The organism is Tenacibaculum sp. SZ-18, from assembly GCF_002813915.1.
Classification (GTDB): domain Bacteria; phylum Bacteroidota; class Bacteroidia; order Flavobacteriales; family Flavobacteriaceae; genus Polaribacter.
In genome coordinates this window covers 179,399-197,788 of sequence record NZ_CP019335.1, presented here as the reverse complement: position 1 = coordinate 197,788, position 18,390 = coordinate 179,399, and the positions used below count along the sequence as shown (strand labels likewise).

General features: G+C 30.8%; 15 protein-coding genes and 1 tRNA gene. 7 read left to right on the top strand and 9 right to left on the bottom strand.

The genetic code is table 11. From position 1 onward, the window contains the following. Nucleotides 1-126 precede the first annotated feature (126 nt). From BTO06_RS00930 to BTO06_RS00905, 7 genes are all read right to left on the bottom strand, one after another. A complete protein-coding gene (locus tag BTO06_RS00930) occupies nucleotides 127-747 on the bottom strand; it encodes a hypothetical protein (protein WP_100923521.1) in 621 nt (206 codons plus the stop codon). A 187-nt stretch (nucleotides 748-934) separates the two neighbouring features. Further along, the gene (locus tag BTO06_RS18315; protein ID WP_157811681.1) at nucleotides 935-1,096 is read right to left on the bottom strand and encodes a hypothetical protein; all 162 of its coding nucleotides are present in this window, start codon (nucleotides 1,094-1,096) and stop codon (nucleotides 935-937) included. Nucleotides 1,097-1,174: 78 nt separating this feature from the next. Further along, entirely contained in the window at nucleotides 1,175-1,789 is a 615-nt protein-coding gene (locus BTO06_RS00925; protein ID WP_100923520.1) for a hypothetical protein, read from the bottom strand. 49 nt (nucleotides 1,790-1,838) lie between these two features. After that, nucleotides 1,839-2,024, bottom strand: coding sequence for a hypothetical protein (locus BTO06_RS00920; RefSeq protein ID WP_100923519.1), 186 nt, complete (start codon nucleotides 2,022-2,024; stop codon nucleotides 1,839-1,841). A gap of 60 nt (nucleotides 2,025-2,084) precedes the next feature. Next, nucleotides 2,085-2,726: a response regulator transcription factor gene (locus tag BTO06_RS00915; protein ID WP_100923518.1), complete on the bottom strand. Its 642-nt coding sequence runs from the start codon at nucleotides 2,724-2,726 to the stop codon at nucleotides 2,085-2,087. Between the two features lie 144 nt (nucleotides 2,727-2,870). Further along, nucleotides 2,871-4,103 carry a tyrosine-type recombinase/integrase gene (locus tag BTO06_RS00910; RefSeq protein WP_157811680.1) on the bottom strand — a complete coding sequence of 411 codons (1,233 nt, stop codon included), beginning with the start codon at nucleotides 4,101-4,103 and terminating at the stop codon, nucleotides 2,871-2,873. 121 nt (nucleotides 4,104-4,224) lie between these two features. Beyond that, nucleotides 4,225-4,297: transfer RNA gene (locus tag BTO06_RS00905), tRNA-Met, on the bottom strand. A 121-nt stretch (nucleotides 4,298-4,418) separates the two neighbouring features. Between BTO06_RS00905 and era the strand changes: the two genes are divergently transcribed. The 3 genes from era (at nucleotide 4,419) to der (ending at nucleotide 8,623) form a co-directional block, all read left to right on the top strand. Further along, the gene (era, locus tag BTO06_RS00900; RefSeq protein WP_100923516.1) at nucleotides 4,419-5,300 is read left to right on the top strand and encodes a GTPase Era; all 882 of its coding nucleotides are present in this window, start codon (nucleotides 4,419-4,421) and stop codon (nucleotides 5,298-5,300) included. Nucleotides 5,301-5,393: 93 nt separating this feature from the next. Beyond that, on the top strand, nucleotides 5,394-6,941 hold the full coding sequence (locus BTO06_RS00895) for a choice-of-anchor I family protein (protein ID WP_100923515.1): 1,548 nt from the start codon (nucleotides 5,394-5,396) through the stop codon (nucleotides 6,939-6,941). 374 nt (nucleotides 6,942-7,315) lie between these two features. Beyond that, entirely contained in the window at nucleotides 7,316-8,623 is a 1,308-nt protein-coding gene (gene der, locus BTO06_RS00890) for a ribosome biogenesis GTPase Der (protein WP_100923514.1), read from the top strand. Between the two features lie 412 nt (nucleotides 8,624-9,035). Here the strand turns inward: der and BTO06_RS00885 are convergent, their stop codons facing one another. Further along, nucleotides 9,036-9,617 (bottom strand): energy transducer TonB, encoded by a 582-nt coding sequence (locus tag BTO06_RS00885; RefSeq protein WP_157811679.1) that lies wholly within the window; start codon nucleotides 9,615-9,617, stop codon nucleotides 9,036-9,038. A gap of 879 nt (nucleotides 9,618-10,496) precedes the next feature. Between BTO06_RS00885 and BTO06_RS00880 the strand changes: the two genes are divergently transcribed. After that, entirely contained in the window at nucleotides 10,497-13,271 is a 2,775-nt protein-coding gene (locus BTO06_RS00880; protein WP_100923512.1) for an outer membrane beta-barrel protein, read from the top strand. Between the two features lie 114 nt (nucleotides 13,272-13,385). Then, entirely contained in the window at nucleotides 13,386-15,773 is a 2,388-nt protein-coding gene (locus BTO06_RS00875) for a GAF domain-containing protein (protein WP_100923511.1), read from the top strand. Nucleotides 15,774-15,791: 18 nt separating this feature from the next. On the opposite strand, the gene BTO06_RS00870 is transcribed toward BTO06_RS00875, so the two are convergent. Beyond that, entirely contained in the window at nucleotides 15,792-17,021 is a 1,230-nt protein-coding gene (locus BTO06_RS00870; RefSeq protein WP_100923510.1) for a Pycsar system effector family protein, read from the bottom strand. An 86-nt stretch (nucleotides 17,022-17,107) separates the two neighbouring features. On the opposite strand from BTO06_RS00870, the gene msrB reads away from it, so the two are divergent. Further along, nucleotides 17,108-17,557, top strand: a complete 450-nt coding sequence (gene msrB / locus BTO06_RS00865; RefSeq protein WP_100923509.1) for a peptide-methionine (R)-S-oxide reductase MsrB — start codon at nucleotides 17,108-17,110, stop codon at nucleotides 17,555-17,557. Continuing rightward, nucleotides 17,547-18,077: a peptide-methionine (S)-S-oxide reductase MsrA gene (gene msrA, locus BTO06_RS00860; protein ID WP_100923508.1), complete on the top strand. Its 531-nt coding sequence runs from the start codon at nucleotides 17,547-17,549 to the stop codon at nucleotides 18,075-18,077. Before msrB ends, msrA begins: the two co-directional genes overlap by 11 nt. The last annotated feature ends 313 nt before the right edge of the window (nucleotides 18,078-18,390 follow it).

Sequence of the window (18,390 nt, the reverse complement as noted above, 5' to 3'; positions counted from 1 at the left end):
ATAAACGTCAGTTACGGGTTTAAAGTTACTGTTTTTCGGTTGAGCACAAGCCTTAGCAAGTGCGAGTGGATTCGGAAATAGTCGAATCCGCCGTAATTGCGGTTATACCTTGTTGTGCAACGTTTTTTATTCACAGGTTGATTTTAGTGTTGTTATTCCATTTTCTTCAACCATTTCAAATCCATTATCAAGCATTGGTTGAAAGCTTTTTCGCCCAGTAAATTGCCAAAGAGCATATCCATATTGACATTGATTGATTATTCCATTCTGATATTCTTTTAACATTAACTCCTTTAGTTCATTCCAATACTTTCTCGGCGAATGGATAAAAATTATTAGTGGGTTAAATTCTGGGTCGACAAATTCTTTTTTATAGTATTTCCTAATTCGTTTAGTGCTTGGAAAACCGTATTTTTTTGTTATTTCTATCATTCTCTCGGTATGTTCAGCATCCATTGGATTAATGTATTTTTTATAAATTTTATTGCTTATACTGTCCGATACAAATTTCCGTTTTTTCATTTCTTCAATTCTTAAACTATCAGGAAGATTTTCAATTCTATCTGTTTCTGATTTGTCAAAAGTTTTAAAAATTGTGTATTCGCGCATAGTTTGGTCATATCCATACATAAATTCCATTTCCTCAACTAAAGCATTAATATCCTTTTGCAAGAGAGAGTCTTTAGCAGATTGAGAATAAATCGAATTACTCAATAATATGCTAAAAATCAGTAATTTTAATTTCATTCGTGATGTTTTTGGTAAATGTTGCACAACTCGTTATATCTGTATAAATATTCCTATTTATCGATAAAACATTCCGGATAACAGGAACTTTTATGTTTTTTTAGTGTTTCTATTTATCGGGGTTATAATTCAAAAATATTGAAATTAAATTAGAATCCAAATATATTTTCTTAAAGCTATAATTCAATCAATCTACAAGCAAATAAACGATTTCTTCATCCGTTGATTCTTGAATCAATCCTTTAATTTCACTTATTAATTCTTTTCTGAGGCATCTTTTTTCATTCAAATCAAAAACATCAGAGTTTGCTCTGTATTTTAAAACATCATTTAATAATTTACTTTTCATAGGGATTAACTTACTACAATAGATTTCTAACCTGAGAAAATCTCAAGAATAAAAAGAGTAACAAATTAGGGGGATATACTAGCTTTTCGCGACTTTTTTCACAACATCAATCATAGACTCTTTTTTATCTTCTTTCGCATACTTCATACCATAAAATGACAACTTCACTCTATCCTCTTTAAGCTTAGATATAATCTTTACTCTTTGCTTTTCATATATCCATACAGCTAGAGCAACAAAATATGTTGAACCTAATGTGAAGAGATAATACATTAGTTTTGAAAAATCCGCCAACGTTTTAAAAATCCAGAAGAATTGAAAGAAACAATAAAACAATAAAACATAGTGAATAATTCTAATTCCAATATTATTTCTTTCGACCCTATATGAACGAACCAAATTGAAAAACACATAAAAAAATATCGCAACAGTTGTAAAAAACTCAGTTGAAAAAAGCTGAAAAGAATCGAATCCAAAAAAGCGTTCTTCTTTTTTAATTTGTTTAAACTCTGCCGATACCTCCCTGTAAACCTTATTAACTTCGAGATATTCTTGATATTCCTTCGTTCCTTTAGCTGAGGCCTTTAATTTATTCAAAGCCTTCTTATTTTTATTTTTGACATCATAAAACCTAGACTCTCCATCAGAATAAACTTTAGAGAAATTAGGAATAAACTCATACGAATAAAACATTGAGGCTATTACGGTCGCAAAAAATAAATTTAAAAATAAACGAAAACGACTACTCTTCGTCGAAATCGTGGTCGTTTTGCCCTCCATTGTTTGGGTTGGTAATATCTTTCTTATCGGTTCCGAATTCATCTTGTTGAAGTATTTCATCATTGGTTATACCTTTTTCAGTATTATCTGTACAAGAAACAAAGCCTAAGACTGCAACAACTGCAATTAATTTTAATAATGATTTCATTTTATTTGTGATTTAAATTAACCACTAAAAATAAAATAAAAATCATTACCTCATATAGCTTTATTTCATTTTAAATCTGTGCTTTACACTTAACATCACTAACTTATAATTAGTTTTAACACCTAATTTCTCACGCATCCTTGCTGTCAAATTATAAAATGTACTTGGGGAATCCAGCCCCATCTCATTACATATTTCCTTCGTGCTTTTTTCCTCAATCATTAATTGTAAAGCTTCCGCTTCCCTTTCCGAAAGAATTTCATCAAGCGTAACAATCTTTCGTGAATCCAATTGCATCCTCAAAATCTCATCCATTACCACCTCAGAATAATACTTCTTCCCTCCACTAACTTTTTGCAAAGCTTCAATTACATCTTCAGCAGCTTCATATTTAGTAATAAAACCTAAAACACCGAGCACCATGGCCTTTTGAATCTGATCAACATCGTAAGTTCCTGAGACAACTAAAATATTAGGTATCCCCTCTAATTCATACAAAGTTTTAAGAATTTCTATCCCACTAATATCAGGCAACCCTAAATCGAGTATTACAACATCGCAATAGTTATCTTTATTATTAATCCACTCTAAAAAACCACTACCAGTTTTAGAAGAACCAACCATGGTAATACCATATTTTTTAAACATGGCTTGATAGCCCTCAATCACAATATCATGGTCATCTGTTACAAACACTTTCATTTCTTTTCTTTTTTTCTAACTGCTAATAGTGGCAGAATAGTATTCTTAAATTTAAATCACGGAAACAAATTTACATAACTCATTAAAAAGAATTTGTAGAGAAAACCTTAGACGCTCAAAATTTAGGCTTAACCGATAAAGCAATTAAAAAACTATTTCAATCATACCAGACCAATCTTTTGGAATATCAGCATCAATTTTATGCAGATAATTTTTCAACCCTTCCTTTGAATCGTGTCCTGTAATAGGCATTAATGCATCTACAGCTTGGTTATATGATAAATCTTTGGTTGTTCTTAGATACCTAAACAAATTGGTTATATAACTATGACGAAAAGAATACATTCCGAATTTTGAGTCTAACCCCAACTCATCTTTAATTTCTTTGAAAATCTTAGTGAAATAATCTCTTTTAGATTCTGGCTTAATTTGCCAAACCCCAGGTTTACCATTCATAGAAACCAGACTATAATCACCCGGATAAGTATTAAAATTTCCTGATCTCAATTCTTCCAATAAAACAGAAGGAATTCTTTTTACTTTGGTAGGTTTATTCTTTGCTTTGAAAAACAATAGACCTTGGTCCAAATCAACATCCTTCACTTTCAGTCTACACACTTCTATAGGTCTCAAAAAATTATAGGAAACAAATTTCAAAACAAGTAATAAAGCAATGTTATTCTTTCTTACTGCATTGGTAATCTCAAGAAGCTGTTTATCGGTAAATCTTCTATCCGTTTTACTTTTTGCGTCTTCTTTATGAATGGATTTTATAAAATTCTCTTCAATGATCTCTTGTTTCTCTAAAATACCAAACAAAGCACTCAAATCTGTTCGAGCATTATTTCGAGTCCTGGGGGAAGTTTCATTTAACACATGATTCAAAAATTTAAGCACTATTTTTTTATCAACCCAAGTAATTTCTTTTAGCTGATTTTCCTCTCCTATAAAATCCAAAAACTTATTCTTATAACTTCTGTACCCTTTTAAGGTACTATCACCAACTAGATTTTTAGCTATATCATAAGCAAAATCAAGCGCTTTTTTCACCGAATAAGCAACCTCTTGAAAATTCTCTTTACTATCTTCTAGTTTTGACTTTAAATCTTGCGGAGTATAGCCTGAATCTAATAGTTGTTTCAAAGCTCTTTTACTTTGATTTAAGAAATCTATTCTCTCAGTTTTAGTTTTGAAGTAGTTTACCCCTCCTTTAAAATTGGTTTGTCTTTCTAACTTTCCAGTATCAGGATTTCTATAAGACCAACGTAAATACCAATCTTCAGATAAAGCTTCTTTTTTTTGTTCTTCACTTAAATTCTTCCAATTATCGACTTTTACACCACCGGTGTAAAATCCTATTGAGTATTTCTTCTTCATATGTAAAGTGTTAAAAAAGTGTACTTTTTCGTGTACTTTGGGCAATTTAGGCTTTTTTGCAGACATAAAAAAAACGGTTTAAATTGCTTTAAACCGTTTTGCTATCGCTTGTTGCTCTTAGTAGCGGGAGCAGGACTCGAACCTGCGACCTTCGGGTTATGAGCCCGACGAGCTGCCTACTGCTCTATCCCGCGATATGGGTGGCAAATATACAAATATTTTTTTGTTATATCCAAATAAAATTTAACCTTTTTCAAAAAAACTAAATGAGTCTTTTTATAATCAACAGAATAAAAAACACTTACCTTTGCTTTTATGACACATAAAGCAGGATTTGTAAACATAATCGGGAATCCGAATGTTGGAAAATCAACCTTAATGAATGCCTTAGTTGGTGAGAAATTATCCATAATTACCTCTAAAGCACAAACAACCAGACATAGAATTCTGGGAATAGTAAATGGAGAAGATTATCAAATTGTTTTTTCAGACACTCCTGGAATTATAAAACCGGCATATGAATTACAAGATTCTATGATGGATTTTGTAAAAGCAGCTTTTGATGATGCCGATGTTTTGATTTACATGGTAGAAATTGGAGAAAAAGAATTAAAAAACGAAGCTTTCTTCAATAAGATAATTAATAGTAATATTCCTGTTATATTATTATTGAATAAAATAGACCTATCAAGCCAAGAAAAAGTTCAAGAAAAAGTGGAATACTGGAAGAAAAAAGTACCAAATTCATTTGTGTACGTCGTTTCTGCACTCGAAAAATTTAATGTAGAAACTGTTTTCTATAAAATAATTGAGCTACTTCCAGAGTCACCACCTTTTTATCCAAAGGATCAATTGACTGATAAACCTGAACGTTTCTTTGTAAACGAAACTATTCGAGAAAAAATCTTACAACATTATAAAAAAGAAATTCCATATTCGGTAGAAGTAGAAACAGAAAGTTTTGTTGAAGAAGATAATATTATAAAAATCCGTTCGGTAATTATGGTTGAGCGAGAAACACAAAAAGGTATTATTATAGGACATCGAGGTGTGGCTATTAAAAGAGTAGGAACAGAAGCTAGAAAAAGTCTTCAACATTTCTTCGATAAAAAAATATATCTTGACCTTTATGTAAAGATCAATAAGAACTGGAGATCGAACGATAAGCAACTTCGCAGATTCGGATATAAAGAATAATTTAACATAAACCGCTAATCGCTAACAATCACTTTTTGTTAAGATAACTTTCAAGTAAAATTTTACATGAAGTTTTGCCAAAAACTATCAATCATGAGAATTTTATTTAAAAACTTATCATTAGCACTAGCGGTTTCTTTAGTTAGCTGTAATGATGACAATGCTGGAACTACACCAGTAAATACAGAAGTTAACTTTGCATACGTAAACACCATAAATGTTGGTGGTGAAGGTGCTGCTGAAATTTCTGCATACGATTCAACAACTCAAAAACTATTTGTTGTCAATTCAGAAGCAAAAGAAATTTCTATTTATGACCTAAGAGATGTTGACTCTCCTGTTAAATCTGGATCAATTCCCGTTATGTCTGGTGCACCAAATAGTATTAGCACTTATGATGGAAAAGTTGCAGTAGCTCTTGAAGATGCCGTAAAACAAAACGATGGGAAAATTGCATTATATAATGCCGAAAACAATACTTTAATTTCTTCTTATACTGTAGGAGCTTTACCAGACATGGTTACTTTTTCTAAAGATGGAAAGTTGATTATTTGTGCAAATGAAGGAGAACCAAACAGTTTGTACACCAATGATCCTGAAGGAAGCGTGAGTATTATTAGTGTTGAAAATGGTAATGTTACTACTTTAAACTTCTCTGACTTTAACAGCCAAGAAGCTTCACTAGAAAGTAGTGGTTTTAGAGTATTTGGACCAAACGCTGATTTAGCAAAAGATATTGAACCAGAATATATAACTGTTTCAGACGATTCAAAAACTGCTTGGGTTTCTTTACAGGAGAATAACGGTTTAGCAAAAGTAAACTTAGTTACAAAAACTATAGAAGGAATATATCCTTTAGGATTTAAAGATTATAATGTTCCAGGAAATGCTATCGATCCTAGTAATAAAGATGATAAAAAAGAATTAAGAAATATTCCTGTTTATGGTATCTATCAACCAGATGCCATTACTTATGTGAATATTAATGGAACAGGATATATTATTTCAGCAAACGAAGGAGATGCTAGGGAATATATTGATGATAAAGGAACAGACACTGAAGATGATGACGAAGAAATCTTTGTAAATGAAGAAAGAATCAAGAAAATTGATTTAGATCCTACTGCTTTTCCAAATGCTGCTGAATTACAAAAAGAAGAAAATTTAGGAAGATTAAAAATAGCTTTAGATTTAGGTGACACTGATAATGATGGAGACTATGATAAGCTTTATTCTTATGGTGGAAGATCTTTTTCCATTTGGTCTGAAAATGGCGCTCTAATTTATGATAGCGGAAATAGTATTTCTGAAAAAACATTAGAATTAACTCCTGCTACTTTTAACGATGATGACGGAAGAAGTGATGACAAAGGTGCAGAACCAGAAGCTGTAGAAGTATTAAATATAAACAACGAACGTTACATTCTTTTTGTTGGACTAGAACGTACAGATCAAATACTAGTTTACGACATTACCAATCCAGCTTCACCAATGTTCTTAAGTATTTTATCTCATAATGGAGATGAAGCTCCTGAAGGTTTATTAGTTATTACAGCTAAAGATAGCCCTAATGGAAAAGATCTTCTATTAGTTTCAAATGAAGATAGTGGAACTGTAAGTATATACCAAAACGTACAGTAATCATTATACTAATGTATGGTAAGCAATCACTGTTTAATAAAGCAGTGGTTGTTTTTTATTCAGTTTCCAAGTGTAATGGTCGTGACTAACACAACTTTCTATCTCAAAGATATCAATGATTATAGGATGAACTAATAATTCAAATCTATACTACTTTTTTTCCTTACAACTACTGAAATTTTTGACAGTAATTCCTTTATCGAAAAACTCATATTAAGATAACATCTTGACTTTAAAAAAACCTGATTGTAAATAACTTATCATCAATATTCACAAGGTAAATATTATACACCTTAGCAAAAAAAGCATAGTAATTAAAAATACTAATGGTTTCCTTTCAGTAAATTGTATCTTTGCCCCAAATTTTATTTTAAATGAGTAGCATCGTTGCCATTGTAGGAAGACCAAATGTAGGTAAATCAACCCTTTTCAACAGATTAATTAAACGTAGAGAAGCTATTGTTGACTCCGTAAGTGGAGTTACAAGAGACCGTCATTACGGAAAATCTGAATGGAATGGAAAAGAGTTCTCTGTGATTGACACAGGAGGATATGTTGTAGGATCAGATGATATTTTTGAGGAGGAAATCAGAAAACAAGTTCAACTTGCGCTTGAGGAAGCAGATATCATTCTTTTTGTAGTAGATGTAGAACAAGGTATTACACCAATGGATAATGCTGTTGCTAAAATTTTGCGTCAAGTAGAAAAGCCTTTATTCATGGCTGTAAATAAGGTTGATAATGCAATGAGAGCTGCTGATGCTGTTGAATTTTATAACTTAGGTTTGGGAGATTACCACACTATTTCTTCGGTAAACGGTAGTGGAACTGGTGACTTATTGGATGCCATTGTTGAAAAAATACCAGAACCTATAGAAGACGATAAAGAAAATGAATTACCAAGATTTGCAGTCGTAGGAAGACCAAATGCTGGAAAGTCTTCTTTTATTAACGCGTTAATTGGTGAAGACAGAAATATTGTAACGAACATAGCGGGAACAACAAGAGATTCTATAGATACGAAATACAATCGTTTTGGCTTCGAATTCAATTTAGTTGACACCGCTGGAATTCGCAAAAAATCGAAAGTTAAGGAAGATCTAGAATTCTATTCTGTGATGAGAGCTGTTCGTGCAATTGAACACAGTGATGTGGCTGTAGTTGTTGTTGACGCTACTCGTGGTTTCGAAGGACAAGACGAGAAAATTTTTTGGTTAGCAGAAAAAAATAGAAAAGGAATTGTCATTCTGGTGAATAAATGGGACTTAGTTGAAAAGGAAACAAATACAATGCGTGATTTCGAAAGAAAAATACGTGAAACTGTTGCCCCTTTTACTGATATTCCAATCGTATTTATTTCTGCTTTAACAAAACAAAGAATATTCAAAGCAATTGAAACCGCTGTAGAAGTTTTTGAAAACCGTAAGCGTAAAATTCAAACGAGTAAATTGAACGAAACAATGCTCGAAATTATGCAGCATATGCCTCCTCCAGCAATTAAAGGTAAGTTTATCAAAATCAAGTATTGTATGCAACTACCAACACATACTCCTCAGTTTGCTTTCTTTGCTAACTTACCGCAATATATAAGAGATCCATATAAACGTTTTGTTGAAAATAAACTACGTGAACATTATGATTTTTCCGGTGTTCCAATTAGTATTTACTTCAGACAAAAATAAAAAGGAACCATAATTACCTAACTAAAACTTACTGTAATTATCTAATTTGAAATCTAGAGGTAAACGTATTCTAAGTGAATATATTCGTTATTTAGTTTACTTGTTATAAATTTTGGTAAAAGAGTAATTAATCTTTTTGCCTCTTCCTCCAATAGCTTTGCATTTTCTGGTCTCGACGTTGTAATGTTCTGAACGTACCCTTCTTTATCAACAATAAATCATACCCAAATTCTCGCTTCAATACCTTCAGAAACTGCATCAAGAGGATAAACTAAATTCCCTAAAAGATAATTAGCGAGAGTTTTTTTGATTCATTATTGTCGAATGGTAGTCTCATAATCCGACCAACCTATAAAAACTGGAATTTTACTTAACTTATCAAAACACACGTAATCTTTAATAATACCATTTACTAAAACTGTTTTATTCTGTGATTTAATAAATTAAAATTAACATATACTCTATGCTTCATTTTGGTTACTTTTCCATTATGTTTGGCTGGAAGCAACTTTGGTAAACTTGAAATTAATCGTTTCGCTTCATCTTCTAAAATCTGATGCTTTTTAGAACTAATAATATTCACATCCGAAACCTCACCTTTCTCATTAATAACAAATTCAGCTAAAACGTGATCTTCTAAACCGTTTTTAAATGCAGATGCAGGGTACTTCAAATTACTATTGATATGATGTTTAATTTGATTATTAAAGCAAATTTGCTGTTCGTCTCGGCTTGAGGTCAAACTACAGTTTTCAAATAATGGAATTTGATCAATCTCAAGAATTGACAATTTTCTGGGCGAAGATTTTTTTACACTTTTCCTTAAATTTAAAATACTAGAAGATATTCTTCTTCTAACGACTCTTTTACGAGATGAAATTTTAACAAATTCCGTTTCTTTAGATTTTTTAAAATTATCTTTGGCACACTTTCCAATTGAATTAAAATCTTCCACTTCATTCTCTGAACTTGTACAAACTTCCTTTTGGCCCATAACAATTAGGCTAGTAAACATTATTATTAGTGTAATAGAATTATTTAAAATCATAATATTGGGGGTTTAAAATGATTAATAAAACAATGAGTACTCAACCTATTTTAAGAATTTATGATCCTCTTCATTTCCTATTTCAAAATATTTTCTAATGACTAAATTTTTTAAAATCCAGTTTGTTAGGAAATACAATAGTGCTAAAGATTTTGAAAACTTTATTTCGGAACTAACTCATTATTTATAGTTTTTAATTTGGTATTCTCTTATATAATGTAAAAGTCACTTGCGTTATTTCTACTCCTCTCCCATTCTAAAATAATTACTACTGGCTATAACTTGCGTGTAAAATCTTTTAAATAGTACTTGTGCTCTTCCTCTAAAATGAGTTAACAAGAAGAAATTGTTACTTTGTTTTGAAAAAGGCTATTAGTCCATTTTTGAAGATTTCTTATCCGTTCTACATTGACTTTTTAGTACCTCATCGAATCATTAATATGCTACAGAAGGGTTCTTTTCATTGAAAGCTTTTATCCCTAAGTCAATTGCCTTAGTAGAGTAAACATATATTTATGAAAAAACCGAAAATTGAAAAAATATTCTTAGCAAGGAAGTAAACAAAATTTTCATGTTTCGGGGGTAACATTTTTTTGTTAATCCTAAGATACTGATTAAAAACACACTACACAAAGTTTTCTCAAAAAGATATTCTAAAATCAGGAAAAAACCCTTTTATCAAAAAACAACTTAAAATGAGTTTTTAAGTGAAGTTTAAAGGGAATTTTCTAAATGAAAAATAACATAAATTAACTTTTATTAACTTTTCGGAGCTCTGTTTTTTTTGTTCTTTTACGCCGACAATCAAAAACACCAATAAGTTCTATGAAAAAATTATTGATTTTAATTGCTTTAACCACATCTTTCTTGGTTTCTGGTCAGTCCTATAAATTTAGGATTTCAGGTCAAATTCAAACACAAAAAGAGAAAATGCCAATTGAAGCCGCAACAGTACATCTGGAGAAAGAAAAAGATAGCTCAATTGTTTCTTATACTATTTCTGATGATAAAGGTTATTTCTCTCTAGAAGGAAAATCATTTCATACCAAAGTAAAGTTATTTGTTTCTTTCATCGGAATGGATAACTACAGTAAAATAATCTCTTTAGACGAAACACCAGAATTAAACCTTGGAGCTATTTCTTTGAAAGAAGAATCAAATCTCCTGAACGAAGTAATCATAAAGTCAAGAGCACCCATAACTATAAAAAAAGACACACTTGAGTTTAATGTAAAATCTTTTAAAACTAAAAAGGATGCTAACGTCGAAGATTTATTAAAAAAGCTTCCTGGTGTTGAAGTCGATGAAGAAGGAAAAATTACTGTTAACGGAAAACCAGTTAATAAAATTCTAGTTAATGGAAAACCATTTTTTGGGAACGACCCATCAATTACAACAAAAAACTTAGCAAAAGAAATTATAGAGAAAGTACAAATAACAGATACTAAAACTAAATCTGAGGCATTTTCTGGAGAAAACGGTGATGCAAATAATAAAACTATTAACTTAACGATTAAGAAAGAAAATAATAAAGGGTGGTTTGGTAGAGTTTCTGCCGGAGGAGGAACTAATGAACGCTTTGAAGGTGCAACGATGGTTAATCGATTTGACAATAATCAACGTTTTAGTGTTTTAGCAAGTGCAAACAACATTAACTCACCAGGTTTTAGCTTTGGTGAAATTCAAAAAATGTTTGGAAATGGAAGCGGCGTTTGGATTGGAGGTAATGGTTCTTTTGGAGTTGGCGGTAGACAATTCGGAGGAGGAAATGGAATTATCACCTCAAAAACAGCTGGAGCAACATATGCCGATGAGTATGGAAAAGGAATTGATGTAAACGCTGATTATTTTTATTCAGGAAGTAATTCTAAAAATGTTTCTCGTAATAATCGAGAATATACATTACCAGATAGAAGATACTTTACAAATTCAAATTCAAATTCAGACAACGATAATCACAATCATAGCATAAATGCTGAACTTGACATCGAAATAGACTCTACATTTTTAATTAATGTAAATCCATCATTTGTATTTAACAAAAGGGAAAGTATTTTTAATAGATCAGAACAATCATTGGATGAGAACCAAGTATTAACAAACGAATTTACAAGTAGTTCTATCTCAAATTTCGATGCTAAAAACTTTCAAAATAGAATAGATATTACAAAACGTTTTGGTAAAAAAGGGGCGTTTATCAAAGCCACTGTGGAAAATCAAATTGATCAATCTGATGGAGAAGACTTTAATAAATCAACCATTGATATTTTAGGAACAAATCCAAGCTCTGAAGTAAGAGATCAAAAGAGCATTATAGACAATGAATTAAATAGTATACGATCAAGAATTTCGTATCGAATTCCTGTAATCGCAAAAAAGTTATATGTTGATGCTAAATATCGTTTTAGACGTGACGAAAGAACCAATGTCGAAAGCACCTTTGATTTTGATAATACCACACAAGATTTTAGTATTTTTAATACAGATTTAAGTTCTAATTTTACTTATAATGACATTACAAAAACTCCATCTATTGACTTTGTTTACAACGTAAAAAAATGGAGATTCAATTTTGAAATTGGTCAAGTAAATAGAACTTTGGAAAATATCGACTTGTTACGTCCAAACTTAAGTCTTGAAAAAGATTTCAATAATATTTCATTAGATGGAACATTTAGATATAGATTTGACTCTAAAGCATCTGTGTATTTAAATTATTCTTTAGATAACAATGCTCCAAGCATAAATCAATTACAGCCATTTAGCGACGTAAGCAACCCGTCTAATATTATCACAGGTAACCCAAACTTGAAACCAAGTCAAACTCATAGAGTTTATGCCAACTTTAATAAATTTAACTGGCAAAAAAGAACAGGTTTCTTTCTTTATATGGGAGGAAGTTTAACAAATAATCAAATTGTAAGCAGAACAACTATTGACGATAATTTAGTTAGAACCTCATCGTATGATAATGCTGATGGAGTGTATAATTTTTGGAGTGGAGCCAACTATAATAAAAATGTGAAACTAGATTCTGTCACAAACATTAATGTTAGAATTGGTACTCGTATAAACGGAAACAGAAGTGTGAATATTTTAAATGATGTTGACAATATTGCCGAAACATTTTCTGTAACTCCTAATTTTGGTTTTTCATTTAAATGGAATAAAGTTATATCTATTGAACCAAGATATGATTTAACGTTCTCCAAAACATCTTATAATGTAGATTCGTTTTTAGATCAAGAATTCACAAGTCACAGAGTAAGAATTAGAACAAGAACTAATGTACCTAAGAAATTAGAGTGGAGAAACGACATTAACTATACTTACAATCCAAATGTCATTGGATTCAATCAGTCTGCATGGTTTTGGAACTCAACATTGGCTTATTCTATCTTAAAAGATAAAGCAACAATTACACTTAAAGCATACGATTTATTAAACCAAAATACCAACGCACGTAGAGTTGCTACTGCAAATTATATAGAAGATTCGGAAAGCACGGTATTACAACAATACTTTATGCTTGGATTTAGCTGGAAATTTAATAGTCTTGGAAAAAAAGGGAAAATTAGAGAATACGATTATAGTTTCTAACAAAAAAGCCATCTGAATAGATGGATTTTTATATTCTTCTCGTGTAATATTTTCAAATTTGTGCGACTAATTTACACATTTCGTAATTTTGCAATTACAAAAAGAAGAGAAATAATGACAATACGTAACTTTAATGGAAGTTCAAATTTAGAATTACCTCTACATATGAACATCAGTTTCAAAAAGGTTTATGACCTCTTTGTTAAATACACTGATAATCAATATAAAGGACATCCTTATCATATCTCTTCCAAACATATGGTGGAAGAAATAAACAAAACCCCTGAGCTAATTGAAGGTTTTTCTGATTTTTCATTACTTGAAAAACATGAAGAAATTATTGACCTTGTTCTAGATCCATTATTCCCTGAAATTCTTAATGGAAACGAAATTAAAGCAGCGACTATTCCTTTCTCTTTTACCTGCTTCAAATTTACTAAACGATTTGAAATGATTTTAGAGAACGCTGGTAAGGATTATCTTTTTGAAGTACGAAATTTTGAGCCAGACGTTATGTATATTTATGCATGTACTTTAATTTTAGCTGCTATTTACGATTATCCAGTTGACTTAAAGCGTCCTTTTTATTTTGATATTCCAGATAAAAATACCGGATTCACAAGACACTACAGAGTTGCATTCAATGGCGATTTTATGGATATTACCCCAACCCCTGATGCCCCAAAAATTTCAGAAGAGGACATAAAATTGTTACTAGATAATTTTGATAATATAGATATTTGGAGAGAAAAGTTCCCGCCAAATTCATACCTTTTCAAAGGTTTTGGTATCATGAACCTTTTTGACGTGACAGCCGATGAAACTATCAATTCGATTCAAAATAATTTAATTGGTAGAGAGGATGAATCTATGACAGAAAAAATCAGAAATAATTTGAGAAGCTTTTTCGATATTGGTGATTTAAAAGTTGGTTATTCACTTTTTGATTTAGGAAATATGGAAGAAGGTCACGTTAAACTGAAACGATCTGAAAGCATATTACTAGGTAATCAAAGAAAAATTAACTGTTCGAAATATTTTTGTAGTAACGTAATTAATAAAATCTTTGTTGAAAGAGAAAGTGTTGTTATTTCAGATGTTCAAAAATATAAGGAACTTTCTGATGGAAATCAATTTTCACTAAATCTTGAGGAAAAAGGTATTGGAAGTATTATTTTAATTCCAATAAAAACAGCCGCAAATCAAGATTTACTTTTACTTGAAATGGCATCTCCGAGAGCCTACGAATTAAACTCAGTAAATAAGCAAAAACTACGAGACATTGTTCCAATGTTTAGAGCTGCGGCAGAACGCAATTCAGAAGAATACTTAAATGTTTTGGAAGCTACAATTCAAGAGTTTTATACATCTATTCATCCATCTGTAAAATGGAGATTTTATGAGGCTGCAGAAAATTACCAAAATGCACTTTTAGACAAAGATGAAGATGCAAAAATTGAAAAAATTGTATTTCATAACGTGTATCCTCTATATGGACAATCCGATATAAAAGGATCTTCAAAAGCAAGGAACTCAGCCATAAAACAAGATTTAACAAAACAATTAAATGCCGCTATTCATGTTTTAAGAGAGGCCTGTAAAAAAGAAACGCTTCCTATTTATGATGAACTAATGTATCGTGTTGAAGATTATTTAATTGAAGTTAATAAAGGAATGAAAGCAGGTGATGAAGTTGCTATTCTAGACTTTTTAAAGCGGGATATATATCCTGTTTTCAATCACATAAAAGAAATAAATGAAGAATTAACCCAAGTTGTGAATCAATATTTAAATCAATTAGATGATAATCTTCAAGTTGTTTATGAGAAAAGGAAAGATTATGAGAGCAGTGTTACAAAACTAAACGACAAACTAGCTAAATTTATTGACAAAAAACAAGAGGAAGCTCAAAAAATTTTCCCTCACTATTTTGAAAGATATAAAACAGATGGCGTAGAGTACAACATGTACATAGGTCAATCTATTACAAAACAACATAAGTACGACTCGTTATACTTGTATAATTTAAGATTATGGCAATTACAAACCACGTATGAAATGGAGAACCTTGCTTATAATCTTAGAAAAATCTTGGACTATGATTTACGTGTTGCTTCCTTAATTCTTGTGCACAGTAATCCACTTGCTATTGAATTTAGAATGGATGAAAAGCAATTCGATGTTGATGGAGCCTATAATATTCGATATGAAATTATCAAGAAGCGAATTGACAAAGCTTATTTAAAAGGTACTAAAGAACGTTTAACCGTTCCTGGTAAAATTGCTATCGTATATTCTCAAGATAAAGATGCTAATGAGTATTTAAAATACATTAAATACTTACAGTCTAAAAACCAATTAGGAAAGGTTGAGCTATTAGAATTAGAAGATTTACAAGGCGTTTCGGGTTTAAAAGCTATTCGCGTAGAAGTGATTTACGAAACTGATATAGATACTAAATCTTCGACATCAATTAATCAGTTGATTAAAAACATAAAATAAATTAATTCAAATACAGTATTAAAATAAGCATGCTACAGGAGAAGTTATAGCATGAATACTTTGTAAATAAAAAGCAATTGCAAAGGCTATTACACTTATAATAATTCCAATCATAAATACGGTATAAGTAGTTCGTAACAAACTATATTTTCTATTCAATACTAAACCAAGAAAATACAAATCTTTAGTTAAAGAACCGTATAAATAGTTTCTATCTTTCATCATTTCACTCATTCCCCATTCAAATTCTGGTAAACTCATTTTATGAAAGTTTCCAAAGAAAATTAAATTTACTTTTTTATTAGCAATATCTTCTTTTGAGAATTTTCCTTCTGTAACATTTGGTCTTGTTGCTAAAACTGACAAGACAATAGAAATAACAGTAAAAATTATAAATATAATACTTGGATAAATTAAATAACTATTTGATGGGTTATCTAGCTTTGGAATTAATGTTGATAAAACCATTGAAATAATAATAGCATTTACAGAAAGTAAAATATTCGCCTTCGTATCGGCTATATCACTTAAGGTAATATGATTTTTTAAAGCAACTCTAAACATAGTTTCAATTCCACGCTCAGGTAGTTCAACCTTTTCTTTTTTAAATTGTAACTCCTCCTTCTTTTGGAATAATTTTTTGTTTTCGTGTTTTATCTTTTTCTCAATCTTTAGAAGCTGGGCTAAATTTTTAGATTTTTGTTTTTGCCATTTTCTAATAGCTACATCTGAATAAAAACGGTGTTGATTTGTCAAGAAATTGATATTTTTTTTAACCCAATCAGCCTCTTTGATTTTTTCATTTGTTACTAATTCCATTTCTTTATGGAGTAACTGGGAAAATTCAGTGTAATTCTTACTTCCTAAATGCGAACAATCTGCATCTTTTAATAATTTTTGTAAATCTGTAGTAGGATTACTGTCGATTTTAGTAGCTAAAATAGTTTCTGCTACTACATCAACAAAATCTTTCCCAACACCTTCATTATTTAAAAATTCTGAAGCAATTTTTACACTTTCATCTTCATGACCTTTAGCTTTCACAGTAAATCCAGAATCATGAAACCAAGCAGCAACTAATAACCTTTCTCTATCAGCCTCTTCTAACTTTGCTTCTTCTGCTAATTCTGAAGATTTTTCAACAACTCGAAGGGTGTGTGACAAACTATGATAAACTAATTTTGTATCTAACTTTTCATTTAACGTAGCCATCACAAAACTTTCCGTTTTTTCTAAAAGAGTGCTCATAAATCAGTAATTTAGTTTAGTAAAAGTAACTAAACTTTAGTAATTTTAATAACGTAAGTTCTCATACAATTTCACGACAAACTATTATGCTTACTTGGAAAAATATAATATACTTCACAGTTAATGGAAATCCATTACCTGATAAAAGAATTGAAAAAACAGACGAAGAGTGGAAAGCTGAGCTTACCCCAGAACAATTTATGATTACCAGACTTAAAGGTACAGAAAGACCTTTTAGTGGAGAACATTGTTCTTCATTTAGCTCAGGTAAATACAACTGTGCTTGTTGTGGAACACCATTGTTTGATTCAACAATTAAGTTCGATTCAAGTTCTGGATGGCCAAGTTTTACGCAACCTATAAAAGAGAATGCTGTGAAATATCATAAAGATACTACTCATGGTATGATTCGAGTAGAAATAGTTTGTAATACTTGTGATTCTCATTTAGGACATGTATTTCCTGATGGGCCAGAACCAAGTGGATTAAGGTATTGTGTAAACTCATTATCAATTGAATTAGAGCATGAAAACTAAAATAGCTACAGTTGGCGGTGGATGCTTTTGGTGTACCGAAGCTGTGTTTAATCAAATTAAAGGCGTAGAAAAAGTAGTCTCTGGATACGCAGGTGGAAATGTTCCTGGCTACCCAACATACAGAGAAGTTTGTTCTGGGTTAACTGGACATGCAGAAGTTGTTCAGATATCGTATGATCCTGAAGTAATTTCATATCAGGAGATTTTGATAATTTTCATGACTACTCATGATCCAACAACTTTAAATAGACAAGGTGCTGATGTTGGTACGCAATACAGATCTGTAATTTATTATACTAGCGGAGAAGAGAAATCAGTGATTGAAGAAGTAGTTAAACAAGTTCAACCGTACTACGACAATCAAATAGTTACAGAGGTTAGCGAATTACCAACTTTTTATCCTGCAGAAGAATATCATCAAAACTATTATGCTAATAATAAAGAGCAAGGATATTGCAACTTTGTAATTACTCCGAAAATCTCGAAGTTAAGAAAGTTATATGCTGATAAATTGAAATAGATTATCTGACAGAGTTCTTTAGACGACAATCAAATTTTTCTATCCAAAAGCAGGGTGACTCGAAATAAGTGAGTGTTTATGTAATTAATGTGAACAAATCTAGTGAAGAATTGGAAATCACCTTAGAAAAACCAAACAGACACGATTTGTTCACCAAAGTGATAAAATTAGCTTGGTAACTTAAATGAAAAACAAAAAGCTAATCTCCTAGAAATTGCAGCAAACTGTCCTGTTCATAAAACATTGGAAAACTAGATATACTTTAATCTAGTTTAATTGATTAGGCGTATCTTTATAGTTCTTAAAAATAGTC